Here is a 20,241-nt window from a genome sequence, read left to right as displayed (position 1 = left end):
TCTGTCATGATTATTACTTACAATATTGCTAATTTGCGTGCTATATCCAAGAAACTGTTTGTAAATTTTCAACTTCCTGAAAATGAGCATCGCGTGTAACTAAAATTAGATTATATTGAAGACTTATTGCGGCAATCCAAATATCATTTTCAGGTAAGGGACGACCTTTCAAACGTAGCTGATTTTTGATTTCACCGTATATTCGAGATGTTTCTGTATTACATTCAAGCACAGTATTTTTAGCGATAAATTCTTCAATACGTTCTATATTCTCTTTTGAACGTCCCGATTTTCTAGCACCATAAAACAATTCCCCTACTGCAATACTGGGAATGAAAACTTCAGTTGCTTGTGAAAGTTTGTTCTTGACTGCTATTTCATCAGCGAAGAAAGCAATAATGATATTAGTATCGAGCAAGTATCTACCATTCATCAAAGTCAACCTTTTCACAATCTTGTTTTATTGCTTCACTCATTAGCTGTAAATCTTCTTTGGGTATTGAACCTGCAAACTTTAGTAATTCTTTACCGGGAACACCTTTGATGTTTGAATTTGTCAAATTGCGGGCAAATTCTAGGACTTGATATTGCAAGTCTTGAGGCATGATTTTTAATTGTTCAATAATTTGGTCAGTAACAGATACATTCATAATATTTCTTCCTTGAATTTTGAAATACTGTTGGTCTGACTTTTGCGGTGTAACCCAGATCAACAAGCCAAACTTCTCCACGTCTAGGGGTACTCATAATCTGTTTCTTGTTGATCTAATTCTAAAAAAATTTCTTCAGCATTCCACACTAAATCGTCATCGGATAAAGGTGGAAAGTCTAAATTTGTAACCCGTTTCAAAATCTCCATAGCTATTTCTAGTCTTTCTGATTCTGGTAAACTATCAAATGTGCTTAATAATTCTTTCACTAAAGTAGTCATGGATCTTTTCTCCATACACTTTTATAGCATAACATGACTATAATATTTTTGTGATACAATTGTGAATATATTTACTCAATCACATACAACGGGCAAAGCTGTTAAAACCCAAATAGTCAAAATCGGAGATTCGCAAGGTGTTTTTATTCCTAAAACACTGTTAGAACAAAGCGGAACTCCTTCAGAATTAGAAATAGAAGTTCAAGGAAATCATTTCATTATTCGCCCAGTTAAACAAGTAAGAAAGGGTTGGGAAAAAGCATTTATAGAAATGGCAGAAAACGGCGATGATGTTTTATTATGATTGAATAATATTTAATAAGCTGCTTTTACTATGCTCGTCTTCTTTATTCACGGTGTCAGTACAAAAAAGTCTACCTATGCTGATGTACTTATAAAAAATATCAAAAAGGATGTTCGTAAAACAAAAGTTGATACTTCACTATATTTTTATTCAAGTTTTTGGGGAAATTTATTCAACCACAAGAAACATCAACTTATTGATTATATAGATAAAGATTATTCAAGAGCTTGTCAGCAACATCCAGAATATAAATCTTGGCACGATGATATTTACAGATATAGGTCTAGAAGAAAGGAATTAATTAGTAATTTTCTAGGAGATTTTTTAATTTATCAAAATCCTAAACGTGGTCAAATTATTCGTAAACAGATTTTTGAGGAATTTAATCAATTTATCCAAGACCACCTTGAAGAAACTCAAATTCATTTCATTGCTCATTCTTTAGGTAGTTTAATTCTTTGGGATATTCTTTTTTCAGATGTTATTTCTAATGATGACACCGTTTTACAGTTTCGAGATAAACTAAACAAACTAGATTTAGTCAGCATTACTACATTAGGTTCTCCTTTGTTGTTCCTCAAAGAGATGCTAGATATTGATTTTTCTATTATAGATAAATCTAGTAGTAAAAATTATGGTAATGCTTATAAACTCAGATGGGTAAATATTATCCATTCATCTGATTTAATTGCTTATCCTTTAAAAGCTGCTATAGAAAAGGAAATAAGTTGTGATTTATTATTTTGTGACCAGTATGTTTGGCAAGATGCAAATGGAACTGAACTAACTTTAAGAAATATGGGTCAATCAGATATGGCAATGGTTATCGCTGCTGAAGATGCCCATTCTTCATATTTTGCTGATAATTTAGATGGGGCGATAACAGCACGTATTATTAGTTATAATTTAATTGGAGAGACAAACAAACTTTTAGAGAGGTGTGTTACTACAAAATTAAAATAAATATTTACTGAAAGATTTTAAAGTCGCCACTACATTAAAACTTAAAATGTATTATTTTTGTGTAATTTATTAACTGCTAGGTACTGATTAATCAGTTCGGGATTTCTGTAAGAGAATGAATTATTGTCAATTTTAGCTTTCCTCTTTATACTTATAAATGAGGGCATCTTTTTCAGTTTTGTTTGTCGTGTAAAATTAAGAGTTTTATATCTAATTTGTCCTTCTTCAGTCTCTCTATAATCAAAAATAGTATTTTCATGTTTATAAAGTTGAATTTTCTTGTTTCTTTCATACAATTGCTTTAAATGTGATTCAGTGGTTATGGAATTAAATCCTATTATTGAGTACGAATTTATAATTTGAAATGAATTCATAATTGCTATATCATTAACATTGTCAATATGAGTTATTAATTGGTTTTTTTGCCCATATTTATATACATGAGAATCATATAAACACAGTGTAATACTTGGTGACAATGGCAGAAAAATCTGAAACCCTTTTGCAGTAATGCCAGTAACAGATGGATGGTCTAAATCTCTGTATAGCCAATTGTAAGCAAAAACAGGATGGTCTGATATGCAAAATTCTAAGTTGGTTTCATTCTTGATAATTTGAAAGCTTAAATCTTTGATCAGTATAGAATTTATGACTCCTTCTAGAGTAATATCTGAGACTAGCTGAGGAAATTCAAAATAACCGTTATTAGCCTCATTTGGATCATACCCATTTAAGCTAAGTAATTGTCTTACTATTCCCTGATTTAAATTTGTATTAATAAATTCGTTTGCTTTCTCTAATGCGCTTGGTGTTCGTTGCAGTAGAGATGAAATAAATACCATTATTAATGACTTATTATCTTCATTTTCTAAACTCTTAAAGTTTCCATTAATAATTTGCTCAAATAATATTGATGTTGGTGTTTCAATCTCACTTAAAAATTTTTCAATTGAATTATCTTGATCATAGAAGAAATTTTGTGAAAACACTTTTGCAATGTTCTGATTATGTCTAACACTACAGTTTTTTGTATCAAAAATATTGATTCTAAATATTCCTTTCTTTGCCTTCCAGCCAAAGTTCCTTAAAAGGAATTGAGGTACATAATGTTGATTTATAGTTATATTTCCCATATAGTTTAAGAATAAGCTTTAAAAAACTTCATTAGATAATCATAAACTCAAGTTATCCTAACTCAAATCTCTTCCTTCCTTTGCGCCTTTGCGGCTTTGCGTGAGCTTTTCATATCCTCCCCCTAAAACAAAAGACGCAGAAAACGACTCTCTGCGCCTCTGCGTCTCTGCGTGAAAAAAAACCTAAACCATCTCAGAAGTCTGCACAGTAGGCTGAGGTTGAGGCTGGAACATAAATAGCGAATAAACCACATCACGGCGGATATTCACCATCATATCCAAGAACAACTCATAACCCTCACTCTTATACTCAATCAGCGGGTCTTTTTGACCATAACCACGCAAACCAACCGACTCACGCAAAGCATCCATTTGTTGCAGATGTTCTCGCCACAAAGTATCTATGCGTTGAAGAATAAAGAACCGTTCAGCTTGACGCATCAAACCCGGTTGAATTTGGTCGATTTGCGCTTCCTTCATATCATAGGCAATACGCGCTTGTTCATGGAGGAAAGCCTTAATTTCCGGTACTCCCATATCCTCCAACTGACTAGACTGCATATCAGCCAATAGGTAAACAAACTCCTTCACCTTATCCACCAACTTTTCTAACTCCCATTCTTCCGAAGGTAAATCAGGGTTGATGTAATAATCAACGATGTCGTCCATCGTTTTTTCAGCGTATTTAATTACCTGTTCCTTCAAATCTTGACCTTCCAACACCCGCCGACGTTCCGCATAGATAGCACGACGTTGGTTATTCATCACCTCGTCATACTCAAACACCTGTTTACGGATGTCGTAGTAATAAGTCTCGACCTTTTTCTGTGCGCCTTCCAAACTGCGAGTTAACATACCCGACTCAATAGGCATATCTTCCTCTACTTGGAACGCATTCATTAAACCTGCAACGCGATCGCCCCCAAAGATCCGCAATAGGTTATCCTCTAAACTGAGGAAGAACCTTGTCGTTCCGGGGTCGCCTTGTCTTCCCGCCCGTCCGCGTAACTGGTTATCAATCCGCCGTGATTCATGGCGTTCTGTACCAATCACGTGTAAACCGCCTCTGCTTACCACATCATCATGTTCACTGCTGGTAAACTCTTCATACTCCTGCTTAATCCGCTGGTAAGCTGACCGTAACTTCTGAATTACAGGATCATCTGTAGGCGCTTTTTCCGCTGCTACAGCGATCTTGTCTTCCGCTTCCAACTCCGGTAAACTGCGTTCACCGTACTCCTTCACCGCCACTTCCACAGCTTCTTTTAATAGCTGTTCAGTCTCCTTTGACAACTGAGTGGGGAAAATTTCCGGGGAAGCCCGCCAAGTTTTCACCTTTTTACCAGGAACAAAACCCTGTCCACCACCATGACCAGTTGGTAGTCCCGAAGCCCTTTGCATACCAAAGGTATCTTCATCTTCTGGACTAACGATACGGGGCATAAAATATTCCCGCAACTTCAACCGCGCCATATATTCGGAGTTACCACCCAGGATGATGTCTGTACCCCGTCCCGCCATGTTGGTGGCGATAGTTACAGCACCTCTGCGTCCCGCTTGGGCGACAATTTCCGCTTCCCGTTCTACGTTTTCCGGTCTAGCGTTAAGTAACTCGTGGGGAATATTTATTTCCTTGAGGAGTCGGCTAAGAAGTTCGGATTTTTCGACACTGGTTGTACCCACTAACACAGGTCTACCATTTTCGTGCATTTCCGCACATTCTCTAGCGATCGCTTGCCATTTTCCAGGTTCGGTCTTAAACACCATATCAGACAAGTCTTCCCGTCTTCTCACCCGGTTGGTAGGAATAATCGTCACTTCGAGTTTGTAAATCTTCTCAAACTCCACTTCTTCCGTCTTTGCTGTTCCTGTCATCCCCCCCAACTTGGGATACAGCAAAAACAGGTTTTGATAGGTAATAGTTGCCAAAGTTTGAGTTTCTGGCTGAATGTCTACGTGTTCCTTTGCTTCAATAGCTTGGTGTAAACCATCACTCCAGCGTCGTCCCGGTAGTACCCGACCTGTAAATTCATCCACAATCACAACTTCATCATTGCGGACAATATAATTTACATCCTTGAGGAACAACTCCTTAGCCTTAATCGCATTAAAGACAAAATGCGCCCAAGGATTTTCCGGGTCAAATAAATCTGTCACACCCAACAGATTTTCTGCTTCTGCAAAACCTTCATCAGTTAAGAGAACATTACGATCCTTTTCATTAACTTCGTAATGTTCATCTTTTTTGAGTGTGAAGGCAATTTCTGCCGCTTGCAGGTATTTTTCTGTCGGTCTTTCCACCTGACCAGAAATAATTAACGGAGTCCGGGCTTCATCAACTAAAATCGAATCTACTTCGTCAATAACACAATAATTAAACGGACGTTGCACCACCTCAGCCATAGAGGTAGCCATATTATCCCGTAGGTAGTCAAAACCAATTTCACTGTTAGTTACATAAGTAATATCACAGTCATAGTTTTTCTTGCGTTCCGTCGGACTCATGGTGGCTTGAATCAGCCCCACACTTAAACCCAAGAACCGATGCACCTGACCCATCCATTCTGCGTCCCGACGTGCCAGGTAATCATTAACGGTGATAACGTGAACACCTTTACCTGTCAGGGCATTTAAATAACTCGGTAAGGTAGCCACCAAGGTTTTACCTTCACCAGTTTTCATTTCGGCAATTTGTCCAGAGTGGAGAATCACCCCACCTAATAATTGCACATCAAAGTGTCTCAAACCTAACACACGCCGTCCTGATTCCCTGACAACAGCAAAAGCCTCTGGTAAAATATCATCCAGACTTTCACCTTTAGCCAGTCGTTGTCTAAATTCAGCGGTTTTACCTTTTAACTCATCATCAGAGAGTGCTTTAATGTCTTCCTCTAAGAGGTTAATTTCTGTAATGTAAGGCTGGTATTTTTTAAGTTTACGAGCGTTGGGATCGCCCAACAGAAATTTTAGCATGGCAGTTTATGGAACTAAATCAAGGGGGATGGGAATTAAAGGTTTAGCTAATAGCTATATAATTATAGACACTTAACTCAACCCAGCCGTTTTGGTTGTGGATGGGTAGAAAATGAGAATTAACTCAACAACGCAATGAAAATTAACCGATCACCTGAGTATGTGATTGGTTTTAACTTATATTTTAAAGTTAAACTTCCTTAATAGTATCATTTTGCCACCAGAACAGGTGACTGGGGACTGGGGACTAGGGAGATGAGGAGATGGGGAGAAAATTCTTTACCTGTTCCCTGTTCCCTGTTCCCTGTTCCCTTGTTTCCAATTACCAATTTATTTTTCCCACTCTGGTGTCAGGCTGCGGAAATTATAATCATTCGCACCATGATGGCAACTAACACAACTGTCCATTTTCAAAGGGTTTGGTAATTCTACACCAGGATGCAAAGCTCGGAAATAACGGGATCTATTGAGACGATAGGGTGTTTCTTCGTCTTGAAGTTGCACACGGGAGAAGGTAGAAATATAGTTCCACACTAAAATGCGTTGTGGATTGACTAAAGGCTTAATCTGTGTACCATAATGCTGGGAGTCTTCCAGAAGATTTTTCCAAGTTTGGGTGGGAAATACTGCCGGCGGTAAGGCAATATGGCAACTTGAGCAGTTTTCCCTGTATAATTCTTGTCCTAATTGGTATTGTGCGGGTACTACATCAACAGTGCCAACTGAGGAAGAGGGGTTAGCTGCTTGGGTGCTGGTGGCTAAACCTAGTATAAATCCTATAGCTACACTCCAACCGAAAATAATCAGCATGACTATCAGGAGTTGGCGTTTGAGTTTTTTGTGGGATGATTTGTGTTTTAATAAACTAGCCATTAGTTTAATTTCTGAAATTTAGGTATCTGGTATTTCCTATACTTTATATACATTTTATAACAGTTGTTTGCGTAATTGATAATTTATTATCAGTGTTTATTTTTTTAATTTACTTAGCTTAAATTAATTGTTGTTCAATAAGTTCAATTAATTCCAGAATATTACGAGAGTCACTAGCTTCTACATTAGATTCTTCTATTATATGAACATGATGTGGAAAATTAGGTAAATTTGGAAAATGTTGCACATTATCCCAGCGTTTTCTTAAATTTTGCTTTTCTTCATCCATCCACTGATAACGATAACCCAGGGTGACAAAATGTCCGTTAATAATAGTAAAGGATTCTGCTATTTCTAAAAAATCATTATTTACTAAAGTTAATCTAGCTCTAAAATATCCCCGTTCAAATAAAGTTTTTTCTTCCACGATTGAGATTTTGATAATGATGCGACTTGTTGCCAGCTTAATTTTAACCGTATTAATATAATCTTGTAATTCCATCGGTTAACTATGCTATTATTTTAAATTAAATTATTATTGTGAATATGTTGTTGAGCATTTGCCCACATTTCATAAAATACACTCCATTCAAAAAAATCTATTTCATCTCCTAATTTTCCTGCTTGAAATTTTTGATAGAATTCGCTAGAAGGCATTTTATATTTTGTCTCAAATTTCTTTAACCTTTGTTCTAAATCTGAGATATCTTGTTGTGTTGAATTGACCGATAGTGAAGATGATTTGACATGATTAACTTTACTTTCTAAAAGCTGTCTTTCTGCTGGAGATAAAGAGAGGATGATTTGAGCGATAGATTCAACTAATTGGGTATTCATAATGTAATTTTTACTGTTGAGTAATTTACAGCAGGTTAATTTTGAAAACTCTTATTTTACAAAGCTTGTTGGTTATTGTACCTAATAGATATGCAAAGTGCTATATTTCTTCATTATATTTTATTTATCCAAATTTAACTAGCAGTTAGGAAATTAGGTTAATACAGATTTGGGCAATTCTATTTTTTTACACGATGTGTTATTTACAGTTTTTATAATTTCTTTCAAAAAGTTCAATCCCATAATATTCTTCTACAAACTCTATCGCTAATGCTTGCCAACTTGAATCAAATCTAGGGTAAAATTTAGGAGTGCAAACATAAGCTTCTAGAATTAACTCGGCGTAGTTTCTATTTAATTTAAAGTTAAATAAACTAATAGTGTTTGTTAATTGCTTAATAGCTTCTTCCCTGTTCTTATGTATAGCTCTTGCTTCTGTACTGGTTGCATTTAATTTGAACTCTACGAAACAAAAATAACTGTCATCAAAAAATACAAAATCGCAATGAGAAGCACCAAATCCTAGAAGTCCCTGTTTACCATCTATAGGAATAAAAGCAACCCTCGTAGCATTGCTGACAGTAAATAATTTATTGCCATCAAATCCTTCTACAATAGTTTCAGTACCTTTAAATTTAATAGTAAATGTATTATCATCGAAGTCAATACTGGCAATGATAAAAGATTGTCCTTTATAGTCTGTGACTGAAAACTCTTCTCTCAATTCTATTTGTAGAATATCAGGGAACTTATGGAAAGTATTTGATAGAAGTTCTTTAATATCTTCAAATTTGCTCATCTTCTTTTAAAAGTTCTAGCGTGGATACTGTACAAAGTCTGAAAATCACCACCCAACATTTCGGAAACAGTATCCAAGTAATTTTGTTGAATAGTACCTTTCTCAGTATTAAAAATTGATTCACAATAATTCGTTGTTTCTGAAACAGATTGATTACCTAATGAATAAGCTGAAAAATCATTAGCTTTTAACCAACAATCTTTAGGGATTATTTCTGCTACTTCAGCTTCTGCTGCGGGATTTTTTTCAACCACTCTGTTGGCAAATAGGAGATTATTGAAAACTGTAAGTACATAAGGACTATGGGTGGTAATTATAAGTTGATTATCATCATTTTGATTAATCATGAAAGATAATAACTCAATCAGTCGCTTTTGGGCAACAGGAAATAAATGTGCTTCTGGTTCTTCTATTATTCTTAATACCTTGGCATCATTTAGAATATTCAGGAAAATATCTTGTAAAATCCTGATAGACTCTTGCTGTCCTGATGAAGCATTAGCAATATGAACATACTCTCCTTTTTGAGTATTAAATACAATTTTTTCTCCCCAATTATCAATCCTGTATTCACCTTTTAGGATTTCATATATTCGGTTTTTGATTCCATATAATTTTTGTTTTATATTTTCGTCGTCTGCATAAGTTTCAATTAACCCCTCAAAATTGCCATTGCCAAATTTCTTTAATTGCTCTGTAATTTTTCCAACTCTTTCTATAAATTTTAACATTAAGGTTTCATCTATGGTTTGTTCCTTCTGTCGAAACGATTTTTTTCTATTTCCCTCTACACTGTTCTGAAGACTGGCAAATAAATATTTGCCAAATAAATCAGAATAACTTACTGTCGCATTCCTACCAGCAATTACAAATAATTGATCTGTATGATAGCTTTCAAATAATTCATTTAATAATATAGAAAGCCTTTTAGCATAGTAAATTTTATTTTGCTCATAAGTCAATTGATCATAAATATTATTATTTGTATTTAGACCCTGTTGAAAAAGCTTTTTCATCCTACTCGCAGAAGATTTAAAATCTTCATTCAAAAAATTTTGATTCAAAAATTCAGCATAAAGTTTTTTCCGACGATCAAGGCTTAATTTTAAATATTTATCATTTTCAACACTATAATAAAATTCTATTTCAAAATCAGGCAGATGAAATGTAGAACCGAAAAAATCGTAAAATTTTTCTCTTATAGGAAATATCAGGTCAGAAGTAATATCAAAATAATCCTTTTGTGTATCCTGATAAATTTGACTAAACAAATCATCTCTTAGTGATTGAAAAAAGTAAATTAGCTTGGCAATTGTGCTTTTACCGCTTGCTTGTTCACCAATTAAAACTAATACTTTTTTAATTTCAATCTCTGCATATTCAATAGCAGCGAAATTTTTAATAATAATTTTCTGCATGATTATAAACTATCGTTTTATCTAATAAATTTATTATAGTTGTAACAGGCGCAAGATGTGACTATACAAAAACCCACTTTTACCTCTGTCACCTGTCACCTGTCACCTGTCACCTGTCACCTTTAAGGAATAGCAACCGATCGCAATATTCGATCAACTATAGTTTTAGCATTCCTTCCCCCTCTAGGAATTAAACGATGGCTTAAAACATAAGGTGCTAAAAACTTCACATCATCGGGTATAACATAATTTCTACCCAAGATAAAAGCTAATGCTTGAGCAGCTTTTTGTAATGCCACAGTACCACGAGGACTAGCGCCGAGAGTAATTTCCTCATCCTGTCGGGTTGTCCGTACTAATTCCAAAATATATTGTTGTAAAGATGTTTCCACTTTTACCTGTGAGCAGAGTTGGCGTAACTGGGCTATTTCTGCCAAAGTAATACAAGGCTGTAAATCAGTAACTTGCAAACCCTCTTGGAGATTTTGCAGCATTTGTAGTTCTTCTGACTCGGAAGGATAGCCTAAACTCAAGGAGAGCATAAACCGATCCATCTGTGCTTCTGGTAAAGGAAATGTACCTTGGTATTCGATGGGGTTTTGAGTAGCAATTACAAAGAAAGGTTGAGGAACTGAACGCGATACACCATCAACTGTTACCTGATGTTCTTCCATCACTTCCAACAAAGCTGACTGAGTACGGGGGGTAGCGCGGTTAATTTCGTCAGTTAGTAGCACATTGGCAAATACAGGACCCGGCATAAAAGAAAATTCGCCGCTTTTGGGGTTCCAAATGTTAGTACCAGTGATGTCTGTTGGTAGTAAATCGGGGGTACATTGTAACCTTTGAAATTTGCCATCTACAGAGCGTGCTAAAGATTTAGCCAGCAGGGTTTTACCAACACCAGGCACATCTTCTAACAAGGCATGACCACCACCAAGCAAAGCAACTAATACTAAGCGTACTGCTTCATTTTTACCGACAATGGTACGAGCCAGATTTTGTGTTAAAGCGTCAATTTTTTCTCTCATGCTCACTGGGGATTAGGGATTGGGGACTGGGGACTGGGGATTGGGGAGGAAAAGATTTTTCCCAATCACCAATCACCAATATATACAGTGTTCCCAGGTAATCATCCAAATTCAGTATGCACTCTTGAAAAATTCTCTAGCTACGGTGCAGTCAAGTTGAATTTGGGTTTTCAGGGCTTCTAGCTCAGGAAATTTTTGTTCGGGGCGTAAAAATTTTACTAACTGCACAATTAGTTGTTTACCGTACAAATCACCAGACCAATCCAACAAATGCACTTCTACTGCTGCATAAGTCCCGTTGACAGTGGGGCGGTTGCCAATATTCATCACGCCTAAGTTTTGAATAGGAGAAGTATCTGGCGTTCCATTGTGAATGAAAACCCGTACAGCGTAGACCCCTTGACGGGGTAAAAATTTGTCTTTTGCTAGTTGCAGGTTGGCCGTAGGAAAGCCAATAGTTCTACCTAATTTTTGTCCAGGTATAACCACACCAGTAAGGTTGTAAGGCCTTCCTAGTAGGCGGTTGGCTCTAGGAATATCGCCTGCTTCTAAAGTTTGGCGAATCAATGAAGTGCTAATACGACTGTCATCTGTGGGATCAGTGTTGATGCAATCAGTTTTATTAGGTAAACCGCCTGTATCAGTTTCGATGGGAACAATGGTTACGGGTATATTGAACTTGGCAGCGAGTATTTGCAAATCCTTAGCAGTACCCATGCGTTTTTTACCAAAACAGAAATCTTCTCCAACGCTGATTTTTTGACATTGCAGTTGTTGGACAAGAATTTTTTCTACGAAATCTTGGGGTGATAGGGCAGATAGTTCTTTGTCGAAGGGTAATAATACCAGTTGTTCTACCCCAAGCGATCGCAATTGTTCAACCTTTTCATCCAGCGGTGTTAACAAAGCGCGGGGTTGTCCGGTAAAAAACTCCTGTGGATGGGGATCAAAGGTGACAACTGTGGAGTATGTATGTTCTGGGGATGATGGCAAAGTTGATGATTGAGTAGGATGATAAGGAAAGTCTTCTGGTAATCTTTCCCCATTTCCCCATCTCCCCATCTCCCTATCTCCCCGCCCATCTTCACTCCCTGCTGTATGCAAAACTGGTTGAATAACTCTCTGATGACCAAGATGAACACCATCAAATTTGCCAAGAGCAACAGCGGTTGGTGTTAGTAGCCGTTCAGTCGAAGCAGCAACCCACACAGAACATCCATTTTGAGACAAATTGAGCATCTTGGATTTTGGGATTTTAGGTTTATTGTAGCTATCAGCGTTTGCCAACCTCAGTCCTTCAGCCTTCTGAGAGGCTCAGAGAGGCTTTTTTGTCAGCAGGTAAAGTTAAAAAGCTAATTTACCAGTTCCACCTCACCAACAGACAGGCTATGGCGCTGTAAGCTTCTCTGATCACCAATCTAATCTAAAATCACAGATGTCTAGTCACTGGCTTTTAGAAGATAGTCCGGGATGCTAGAAACTGTTAAAGAAACACTTGTCACTTATGTTTCTTGAGAGACTTTTCCGGAAACACCTCTACAATTAAAATAATCAGCGCAACTTCACGGGCGCTTACTCCAAAAATTTATATGCTTTGAAAGCAGTGAGGAATTTTATCTTTTGCGTTGCGGTAGATTTATTCGCATTTTTTCCGGTGTCCAGACGGACGATTGTTATGTCTTAATGACAGGAAAGGATTCGGATACAGGCTCTAAGACAGGAACCTCAAGCACTAATCCCTCCCGTGCCATGATCGCACCAGAAAATTTTTCATAGGCTTGTTTGCCGACATTATCTAAAAAATCATCGTTGTGGGCGGGATCATGGTGGTAAATTGCCAGGGTTTTGACGTTGGCTGCTTGGGCTATTTTGACAGCTTCTTGCCAAGTAGAATGTCCCCAACCAATTTTTGGTGATTTGGCTGAATAGTATTCGTCGTCAGTGTAGGTGGAATCGTAAATCAAGATATCGGCATTGCGTGATAGCCACAGGATATTTTCATCCAACCTATCGGGAAAATGTTCTGTATCGGTGATGTAGACAGCAGAACCACCACGCCAGTTAACTCGATATCCTACGGCTTCACCTGGATGGTTTAAATGTGCCGTTTCTATGATAATGTCGTCGATGTGAATTGGTTGCCCCGCTGCAACAGTGTAAAAACTCAATTTAGCCTGCATAATCTGTAAGGGTACAGGAAAATTGGGATGAAGCATCTGATCATTGAGACGTTGCTCAATAGTTGATCCATCCGGGGCGATCGCACCGTAGATATTAAATTTATTACCTTTGATAAAAGCCGGGGTAAAGAATGGAAACCCCTGCATATGGTCCCAGTGGGAGTGAGTGAAGAAGATATGACCCTCTACAGGCATTTGGGACAATAAAGATTGTCCCAAAACGTGAACTCCCGTACCACAATCAAAAATCAAATGTTTACCGCCCACTTGCATGGCAACGCAAGGGGTATTACCTCCATAACGGACGGTGTGTGGACCTGGACAGGGGATGCTACCCCTAACGCCCCAAAACTGCACTGTAAATTGATTCTCTATCCTAGACATGGGTGTTGGTTGCTGGACTGAGCGGGCGATAAATCAAAAAAAAATGCTGCTTATTTTTCTAGTTTATGCTGTCTTACCATCTTGATTATAAAAGGCAAAATAGTAAAAAAGCATACTTTACTATATTCCGTGTGAAGTAATGGGATGTATAACTCTACAATGCACCATATTTTATGTGTATTCAGTTATCCCAATATAGCTCCTAAATTTATAGCGTAAATTGTGCGGACATGGTTTGAATTTAGACTAAAGTCTTAATAAATACAGAAAAATTTACGGGAATTTAAATTTCCATGTAGACAATTTATGCAGTCCGTTGGCATAAGTAAGATTGTATTGCAAAGGAGTGATACTGATGAAGTTTTTACGGATAACTTCTACGTCGATGGGAATATTTGGGGGTACATTTAACCCTGGCGGTGGTTCCACATCTTCTAAAACTTCTCCAGTTAACCAGTAATAAGTTTTTCCACGGGGGTCAACTCGCTTGTCGAAAACATCAACATAACGACGCACTCCCTGACGGGTAAGAGTGACACCAGCAATTTCTTGCCAGGAAATCGGGGGAATGTTGACGTTAAGTAACATTAACTCTGGTATGGGTTCTGTTGCCAGGTGGTCAACTAGGAGTTTGGCAAATTTTGCAGCTGGTTCAAAGTCTTTGTGAGTATGACTGGTCAGACTGAAGGCAATGCTGGGAATCCCTTCAATCATACCTTCCATTGCGGCTGATACAGTTCCAGAGTAAAGAATTTCTGTCCCTAAATTGGCACCTTGGTTAATTCCAGATAATACCAAGTCAGGAGGAGAATCTAGTAAAGCCCACAAAGCCAATTTTACACAATCGGAGGGTGTACCGTCACAAGCCCAAGCATTGATAGCAGGATGAAAAAGGGCTTCAACCATTTCAGCGCGAATTGGTTGATGTAGTGTTAATCCGTGTCCCGTTGCCGATCGCTCTCGATCTGGACAAACTACACTCACATCATGGCCTGCTTCGGCTAGGGTGTTGGCTAAGGTGCGGATACCCAAAGCGGAAATGCCGTCATCGTTGCTAATTAGTAATTTCATCTGTCATTGGTCATTAGTCTTTGGTCATTAGTTGGTGGTTATTGGTCATTAATAATTAGTTCTGAGTCTGTTGTCAGTGTTTTTGGTCACACAGGCAAGAAAAACATTTGTCATGCTTGATCAGCTTCTAAACTGGTAAACAGAGGAGATGTTTTAACTTTTGCCGTTGACTCGTTAATGGCACATTGCTAAGGTTAATTGTCCTTCGTCAGTTGTTGGTTGTTTGTATTTTGCCACTGACCACTAACCACTGACTACTGACCCCTGACTCATAACTAATAACGAATGACTAGCAATTTAGAGGATCAACTTTTAGCATTGCGGCAGGAAGGAGAAACAGCGATCGCATCTGCTGATACCCTGGAACGCCTGGAAGAACTGCGAGTTAACTATTTGGGCAAAAAAGGGCAATTAGGGGCGCTGTTACGCAGCATGGGACAAATGAGTGCGGAGGAACGTCCCAAAATTGGCGCGATCGCCAATACAGTTAAAGAAGCTTTACAAAACAGTCTTGACCAGCAACGCACCGCTTTAGAATCTGCTCAAATTCAAGCACAGCTAGAGGCTGAAACTTTAGATGTGACAATGCCGGGTATTTATCGCCCCCAAGGTCGTATTCATCCCCTCAATGGTATCATTGATCAAGCTTTAGATATCTTTGTCGGTATGGGCTACACCGTAGCACAAGGGTCAGAGATGGAAACAGATTACTACAATTTTGAGGCTCTTAACACTCCTCAAGACCATCCAGCCCGTGATATGCAGGATACTTTCTATTTACCAGATGGTAATTTGCTGCGGACTCATACCTCCTCGGTGCAAATTCGCTACATGGAGAAAGAAGAACCACCGATTAAAATTGTCGCTCCTGGTCGAGTTTACCGAAGAGATGATGTAGATGCAACTCACTCGGCTGTTTTCCATCAAATTGAATTGTTAGCTGTTGATGAGGGGCTAACTTTTACAGATTTGAAAGGTACTGTGAAGATATTTTTGCAAGCGATGTTTGGTGATTTACCAATTCGTTTCCGCGCTAGTTATTTTCCTTTTACTGAACCTTCTGCTGAGGTAGATTTACAGTGGAATGGACGCTGGTTAGAGGTGATGGGTTGCGGTATGGTTGACCCAAATGTACTTAAATCTGTGGGTTATGATCCAGAGATTTATAGTGGTTTTGCAGCCGGTTTTGGTGTAGAACGTTTTGCGATGGTTTTACATCAAATAGATGATATTCGCCGTTTGTATAATAGCGATTTGCGCTTTTTACAGCAGTTTTAATGTAGGGGCGGGGTTTCCCCGCTCTTGATAATTTTAAATAGACCACAGATGACAAGACAATGTATAGAATTATAATATTTGGTAATTCTGGTTCTGGAAAAAGCACGCTTGCCAAGAAATTGGCAGAAGAGTTAAATATTCCTATTCTTGATTTGGATACTATTGTCTGGGAACCAAATCAAATTGCCATCAGACGTGATCAGGAAGATGTGGCTAATGATCTGCGAGATTTCATAGAAAATAATACTGCTTGGATAATTGAAGGTTGTTACAGTACGCTAATTAAAATTGCTGTTGAATTTGCCTCTGAAATCTATTTTCTCAATCCCGGTATTGTTCAATGTCTTGAAAATAACCAAAATCGCCCTTGGGAACCGCACAAATTTAAATCACCGCAAGCACAAGCAGAAACTTTTGATTTTTTAAACAGTTGGATTCAACAATACACAGAGCGTGATGATGAATTTGGTTATTCGTCCCATCGCGCCATATTTGAGGAATTTAAGGGTAAAAAGCATGAAATTACGGAATAATAATTATATTTTAAATTTAATAATCAAACTCTTTAGCAATTGTTTCTACAGGTAAAAAAAGAGATAATGCCCGATCTAAAAAAGGAATAAACTCATGTTTAAGATAAAATTCCTTAGCTTGTAAATCTATAGCATCAACTCTCACTGCAAAAATACCAATTTCTTGAGCAGCGCGAACAATTCGATATAACGCATCGGCTAAAAGTTCTCCCCCTAAACCTTGTCCCTTTACAGAATTATCCACAGCCAATTTACCAATTAAAGTAGCAGGAATCGGATAAGCAGGCATCCTTTTTTGGTAAGATTCAGGCAAAGACTCATACTCAATAATACTCGCGCTAAGTGTATAGTAACCATCAACTTTGATTCCACCTGATTCTCTCAGAGCAACAAAGGTTTTAGCAATGCCTTTTTGATGGTTTTGTCGAGCATATTTTTTTAGGTAATCATTGAGAACTTTATAACCACAGTCAAAGGAATCCTTTTTATATTTCTTCTCAATAGGTAAAAAATTCCATCTCCCTTCACTATTTGTCATATTTATCCCTAAACTTTTTCAGAGTGCTTTTTAGTTTTCCCTTGAGTTCTGGGGGATTTTCCATGATAGACATAAATAAGTCCCTATCCCGACTTGATAAAACCAGCCTTTCATGGGCATCTATTTCTTGTCTAGCAATGGGAAGCAAATAAGAAAGGGTATAAGCACTCAAGGAAACTCCTTTAAGGGCTGCGGCTTGTTCTAAGAGTTCTTTTTGCTCTTGTGTAACCCTCAAATCAACTCTACTGTCTTTGGGTGAAGTGGTTTCCAACATCTTGGCGATTTAGCGAACATCCTAAATTCAGATTATAGCATTTTAGGCGTACAATGTACACACAAATCAAATTCGACAATTATCACAATGTCCACAACGCCAATTTTCAGCTTCTTTACCAAAACCAAAAGCATTTAACAAAAACTGCCAACGACACTTTTTAGTATTCAGATATTCACCCATTTGTTTAGCAGCTTGTAATTGCATTTTTGGCTGATTTACCGACTTTGCAGAAATCGCATAATGAAAAGGATCAAGCCATTGCAATTGTCCACTACTATGAAGTAAAGAAAGCGCCGTTGCACCATCAGGAAATTGTTTAATTACAGATGTTACTTCTCCCTGTTTTGGTAACTTTTTCGCTAATTGTTGGGCTTTTTGTTGTTGGTTAAACATTTGTTGTTCAAAAAACTGCTGTCTTTGCTTATCTTCAGCATCTAAAAATCCCGTCGGTTCACTAATTAAAGTTAATGCTTCCGCTGGTTTTCCATCTCTTCCCGCACGTCCAATTTCCTGCACATATTCCGATAATAAATGTGGTGCATGAAAATGAATCACCCATCTAACATTACTTTTATTTATCCCCATTCCAAAAGCACAGGTACAAACTACAAACGGCATTTTTCCATTTAACCAACTAGCTTCTACTGCGCGTCTTTCTGTTGCACCTAAACCCGCATGATAACTAGCAGTATTATACCCTAATTCTGTTAACAATGCTGCTAATTCTTCACTATCTTTTCGGGTTCTCACATAAATCAACCCTGCTTGATTTTGGTGATTTTGAATAAACTTTAATAATTGTTGTTTTCTGCCTTTTGGAGTCCAAGCAATTTTAACACTAAGATGTAAATTATTACGGTAAGGATTGAGTTTATAACTATCAGGTTTTTGTAATTGTAAAACATCAGCAATTATCTTTTGTGCTGAAGGATCAGCAGTGGCTGTAAAAGCAGCTATACTAATTTTTGTACCTGGTGGTTTTGATTTTAATAACGCTGGACGAACTGCTCCCAAACGTCGATAAGCTGGACGAAATGTATCACCCCATTGTACTAAACAATGAGCTTCATCAAGGATAATTCCATTGATTTGTAATTGGGGATGAGATAATCTTTCCCACACTGGAGAACTTAATAAAGTTTCTGGTGATAAATATAATAATCTTAATTGTTGTTTTTCTAAAGCTTGCAAAGTTGCACGACGTTGAGAAGTTGGTAATTCACTATGTAAAAGTGCTGCTTTTTGATTTCGTTGTTTGAGTTCTTCTACTTGGTTTTCCATCAATGCAACCAAGGGAGAAATTACTAAAGTTAATCCGGTTTTTAATAGTGCAGGAAGTTGAAAACAAATTGATTTTCCCCCTCCTGTGGGCATAATAATTAATGCGTCTTTTTGGGATAATAAAGTTCTGACAATTTCTCCCTGTGGTGGACGAAAATCTTCATATCCCCAGATTTGTTTTAATGCGGTGCGGATTTCGGTTAATGATGTATTATTGGGTTGATTCATGTTAAATAATGAAAAAAGTTTTATGCAGAAATTTGATTAATGCCTATTTGATAAATTACCTGCTATCGTACTGAATTTGCAGCAGCCACAGCTATTTTTTCCCAATCACTATCTAATAGTAAAATAGTTAAAAGCGACTTTAATACATACCGATTAGATATAAATTCTTCAACATTATATAATTCATCTTGCTTAAGAATTTCTTGCAGTGCTGATAAAGCCGCAGGTTCAGGTAATTGTAATCTTTGAATTAATCGTTTTTGTGCTACTTCTAAAGCTGTTTTTTCCCCTATACCCAAATTCCATTCTTTTAGGAGTAACCGCAGTTCTCGGTTGAGTGATACGCGCAACTGTGTCATTCTTGCGAACATTCCAGGATTTTGTAACAAAGCGGGAATTGCTAAACCCCAATCTAAACCTGCTGTCACGTCGCAGTCGGTTTCATCTTCAATTTGAATTGCTACTTGAAGGGATGCTGGGTTAAAAAGTAAATCAATAGCTGCTGCTACATTTTGGTTATTATTCATAATTACTCCCTGCATCATTTTTGTAGTCGTAACATACCATATTCAAAGTAGGTAAGATTATCGTATTCTTCATCAATACCAAGATTGAGCATATTTTGGTTTTCATAAAATCGTTCCGCAGCTGGAAGTGAATGCAGCCCAATTCTTCCACCATAACCTAACTCTACACTTCTGAGTCGTGCATATCTCAATAATGCAGTACCTACACCTTTGTATCGTGGTGGACGTTGGATTTCTTTACGATTCCAAGGTGCAGAGGTAATGTATTGGATATATACTAATTTTTGTCCCATTGCCAAGCGTGATCCATGCAGTTGGGTTTCTACCATCATTAACCCTTGAGTATAATCTTCACATTCAAGTGCATAACCTTCTTCGTTGTCTTGTTTGGTAATATATCCCAGTTTAAACAACCAGTCCCAAAATTTATCTTCTGCTTGAACAACCCGCAATTGTTCGCGCCATAAGTTTTCATAATCATCAATGTGCTTTTGAGACAATTCAACAATATTAGCGTTAACAGGTGAGTTGTCTATACCTCGATTTAATTGAATTTGTAAACGCACTAATACACCTTGTCCGAGTTTTCTATAAGTTGAGTTGATTGCTGAATGTGGTTTTGTAGGGTGCAGAAGGGTATAACCCTTTATCCGCAATGCTTTTGGTGTTTTCTATCGTCACT

General features: G+C 37.5%; 23 protein-coding genes. 4 read left to right on the top strand and 19 right to left on the bottom strand.

The window, feature by feature from the left end:
* Nucleotides 1-40: 40 nt before the first annotated feature.
* From H6G06_RS10910 to H6G06_RS10900, 3 genes are all read right to left on the bottom strand, one after another.
* Nucleotides 41-451, bottom strand: coding sequence for a type II toxin-antitoxin system VapC family toxin (locus H6G06_RS10910; RefSeq protein ID WP_338422932.1), 411 nt, complete (start codon nucleotides 449-451; stop codon nucleotides 41-43).
* Nucleotides 423-650 carry a hypothetical protein gene (locus H6G06_RS10905; RefSeq protein WP_190559954.1) on the bottom strand — a complete coding sequence of 76 codons (228 nt, stop codon included), beginning with the start codon at nucleotides 648-650 and terminating at the stop codon, nucleotides 423-425. The genes H6G06_RS10910 and H6G06_RS10905 overlap by 29 nt, the downstream gene beginning before the upstream one ends.
* A gap of 83 nt (nucleotides 651-733) precedes the next feature.
* A complete protein-coding gene (locus tag H6G06_RS10900) occupies nucleotides 734-931 on the bottom strand; it encodes a hypothetical protein (RefSeq protein ID WP_190559952.1) in 198 nt (65 codons plus the stop codon).
* A 61-nt stretch (nucleotides 932-992) separates the two neighbouring features.
* Between H6G06_RS10900 and H6G06_RS10895 the strand changes: the two genes are divergently transcribed.
* Together H6G06_RS10895 and H6G06_RS10890 are read left to right on the top strand one after the other, a co-directional pair.
* The gene (locus H6G06_RS10895; RefSeq protein WP_242039660.1) at nucleotides 993-1,235 is read left to right on the top strand and encodes an AbrB/MazE/SpoVT family DNA-binding domain-containing protein; all 243 of its coding nucleotides are present in this window, start codon (nucleotides 993-995) and stop codon (nucleotides 1,233-1,235) included.
* A gap of 30 nt (nucleotides 1,236-1,265) precedes the next feature.
* Complete coding sequence (locus H6G06_RS10890; RefSeq protein WP_190559950.1) at nucleotides 1,266-2,198, top strand: alpha/beta hydrolase; 933 nt, start codon at nucleotides 1,266-1,268, stop codon at nucleotides 2,196-2,198.
* A 41-nt stretch (nucleotides 2,199-2,239) separates the two neighbouring features.
* On the opposite strand, the gene H6G06_RS10885 is transcribed toward H6G06_RS10890, so the two are convergent.
* The 11 genes from H6G06_RS10885 to surE form a co-directional block, all read right to left on the bottom strand.
* Complete coding sequence (locus H6G06_RS10885; RefSeq protein ID WP_190559948.1) at nucleotides 2,240-3,331, bottom strand: DUF4238 domain-containing protein; 1,092 nt, start codon at nucleotides 3,329-3,331, stop codon at nucleotides 2,240-2,242.
* A 183-nt stretch (nucleotides 3,332-3,514) separates the two neighbouring features.
* Nucleotides 3,515-6,304, bottom strand: a complete 2,790-nt coding sequence (gene secA, locus H6G06_RS10880) for a preprotein translocase subunit SecA (protein ID WP_190559946.1) — start codon at nucleotides 6,302-6,304, stop codon at nucleotides 3,515-3,517.
* Nucleotides 6,305-6,634: 330 nt separating this feature from the next.
* Nucleotides 6,635-7,177 carry a cytochrome C gene (locus H6G06_RS10875; RefSeq protein WP_190559944.1) on the bottom strand — a complete coding sequence of 181 codons (543 nt, stop codon included), beginning with the start codon at nucleotides 7,175-7,177 and terminating at the stop codon, nucleotides 6,635-6,637.
* Nucleotides 7,178-7,295: 118 nt separating this feature from the next.
* Entirely contained in the window at nucleotides 7,296-7,679 is a 384-nt protein-coding gene (locus H6G06_RS10870) for a toxin-antitoxin system TumE family protein (protein WP_190559942.1), read from the bottom strand.
* Nucleotides 7,680-7,699: 20 nt separating this feature from the next.
* Nucleotides 7,700-8,014, bottom strand: a complete 315-nt coding sequence (locus H6G06_RS10865) for a hypothetical protein (RefSeq protein ID WP_190559940.1) — start codon at nucleotides 8,012-8,014, stop codon at nucleotides 7,700-7,702.
* A gap of 199 nt (nucleotides 8,015-8,213) precedes the next feature.
* Nucleotides 8,214-8,813: a hypothetical protein gene (locus H6G06_RS10860; protein ID WP_190559938.1), complete on the bottom strand. Its 600-nt coding sequence runs from the start codon at nucleotides 8,811-8,813 to the stop codon at nucleotides 8,214-8,216.
* Nucleotides 8,810-10,231 (bottom strand): AAA family ATPase, encoded by a 1,422-nt coding sequence (locus H6G06_RS10855; protein ID WP_190559936.1) that lies wholly within the window; start codon nucleotides 10,229-10,231, stop codon nucleotides 8,810-8,812. Before H6G06_RS10855 ends, H6G06_RS10860 begins: the two co-directional genes overlap by 4 nt.
* 122 nt (nucleotides 10,232-10,353) lie before the next feature.
* Nucleotides 10,354-11,262: an AAA family ATPase gene (locus tag H6G06_RS10850; RefSeq protein ID WP_190559934.1), complete on the bottom strand. Its 909-nt coding sequence runs from the start codon at nucleotides 11,260-11,262 to the stop codon at nucleotides 10,354-10,356.
* Between the two features lie 111 nt (nucleotides 11,263-11,373).
* Complete coding sequence (locus H6G06_RS10845; RefSeq protein WP_190559932.1) at nucleotides 11,374-12,501, bottom strand: bifunctional riboflavin kinase/FAD synthetase; 1,128 nt, start codon at nucleotides 12,499-12,501, stop codon at nucleotides 11,374-11,376.
* Nucleotides 12,502-12,935: 434 nt separating this feature from the next.
* Nucleotides 12,936-13,826 (bottom strand): MBL fold metallo-hydrolase, encoded by an 891-nt coding sequence (locus tag H6G06_RS10840; protein WP_190559930.1) that lies wholly within the window; start codon nucleotides 13,824-13,826, stop codon nucleotides 12,936-12,938.
* Between the two features lie 273 nt (nucleotides 13,827-14,099).
* A complete protein-coding gene (gene surE, locus H6G06_RS10835) occupies nucleotides 14,100-14,897 on the bottom strand; it encodes a 5'/3'-nucleotidase SurE (protein WP_190559928.1) in 798 nt (265 codons plus the stop codon).
* Between the two features lie 285 nt (nucleotides 14,898-15,182).
* Between surE and pheS the strand changes: the two genes are divergently transcribed.
* Both pheS and H6G06_RS10825 read left to right on the top strand, forming a co-directional pair.
* Complete coding sequence (gene pheS / locus H6G06_RS10830) at nucleotides 15,183-16,175, top strand: phenylalanine--tRNA ligase subunit alpha (RefSeq protein WP_190559926.1); 993 nt, start codon at nucleotides 15,183-15,185, stop codon at nucleotides 16,173-16,175.
* A 59-nt stretch (nucleotides 16,176-16,234) separates the two neighbouring features.
* Entirely contained in the window at nucleotides 16,235-16,708 is a 474-nt protein-coding gene (locus H6G06_RS10825) for a shikimate kinase (protein ID WP_190559908.1), read from the top strand.
* Between the two features lie 16 nt (nucleotides 16,709-16,724).
* On the opposite strand, the gene H6G06_RS10820 is transcribed toward H6G06_RS10825, so the two are convergent.
* The 5 genes from H6G06_RS10820 to H6G06_RS10800 form a co-directional block, all read right to left on the bottom strand.
* The gene (locus H6G06_RS10820) at nucleotides 16,725-17,246 is read right to left on the bottom strand and encodes a GNAT family N-acetyltransferase (RefSeq protein WP_190559906.1); all 522 of its coding nucleotides are present in this window, start codon (nucleotides 17,244-17,246) and stop codon (nucleotides 16,725-16,727) included.
* Nucleotides 17,236-17,520, bottom strand: a complete 285-nt coding sequence (locus H6G06_RS10815; protein WP_190559905.1) for a type II toxin-antitoxin system TacA family antitoxin — start codon at nucleotides 17,518-17,520, stop codon at nucleotides 17,236-17,238. The genes H6G06_RS10820 and H6G06_RS10815 overlap by 11 nt, the downstream gene beginning before the upstream one ends.
* A 66-nt stretch (nucleotides 17,521-17,586) precedes the next feature.
* On the bottom strand, nucleotides 17,587-19,032 hold the full coding sequence (locus tag H6G06_RS10810) for a RecQ family ATP-dependent DNA helicase (RefSeq protein ID WP_190559903.1): 1,446 nt from the start codon (nucleotides 19,030-19,032) through the stop codon (nucleotides 17,587-17,589).
* A 62-nt stretch (nucleotides 19,033-19,094) separates the two neighbouring features.
* Nucleotides 19,095-19,559: a hypothetical protein gene (locus tag H6G06_RS10805; protein WP_242039659.1), complete on the bottom strand. Its 465-nt coding sequence runs from the start codon at nucleotides 19,557-19,559 to the stop codon at nucleotides 19,095-19,097.
* Between the two features lie 14 nt (nucleotides 19,560-19,573).
* A complete protein-coding gene (locus H6G06_RS10800) occupies nucleotides 19,574-20,125 on the bottom strand; it encodes a GNAT family N-acetyltransferase (protein WP_190559901.1) in 552 nt (183 codons plus the stop codon).
* Nucleotides 20,126-20,241: the final 116 nt, after the last annotated feature.

It is taken from the genome of Anabaena sphaerica FACHB-251, assembly GCF_014696825.1.
Lineage (GTDB): Bacteria > Cyanobacteriota > Cyanobacteriia > Cyanobacteriales > Nostocaceae > RDYJ01.
Note: the sequence above shows the minus strand (reverse complement) of the source record. Positions and strands in the feature narration are given on the sequence as shown.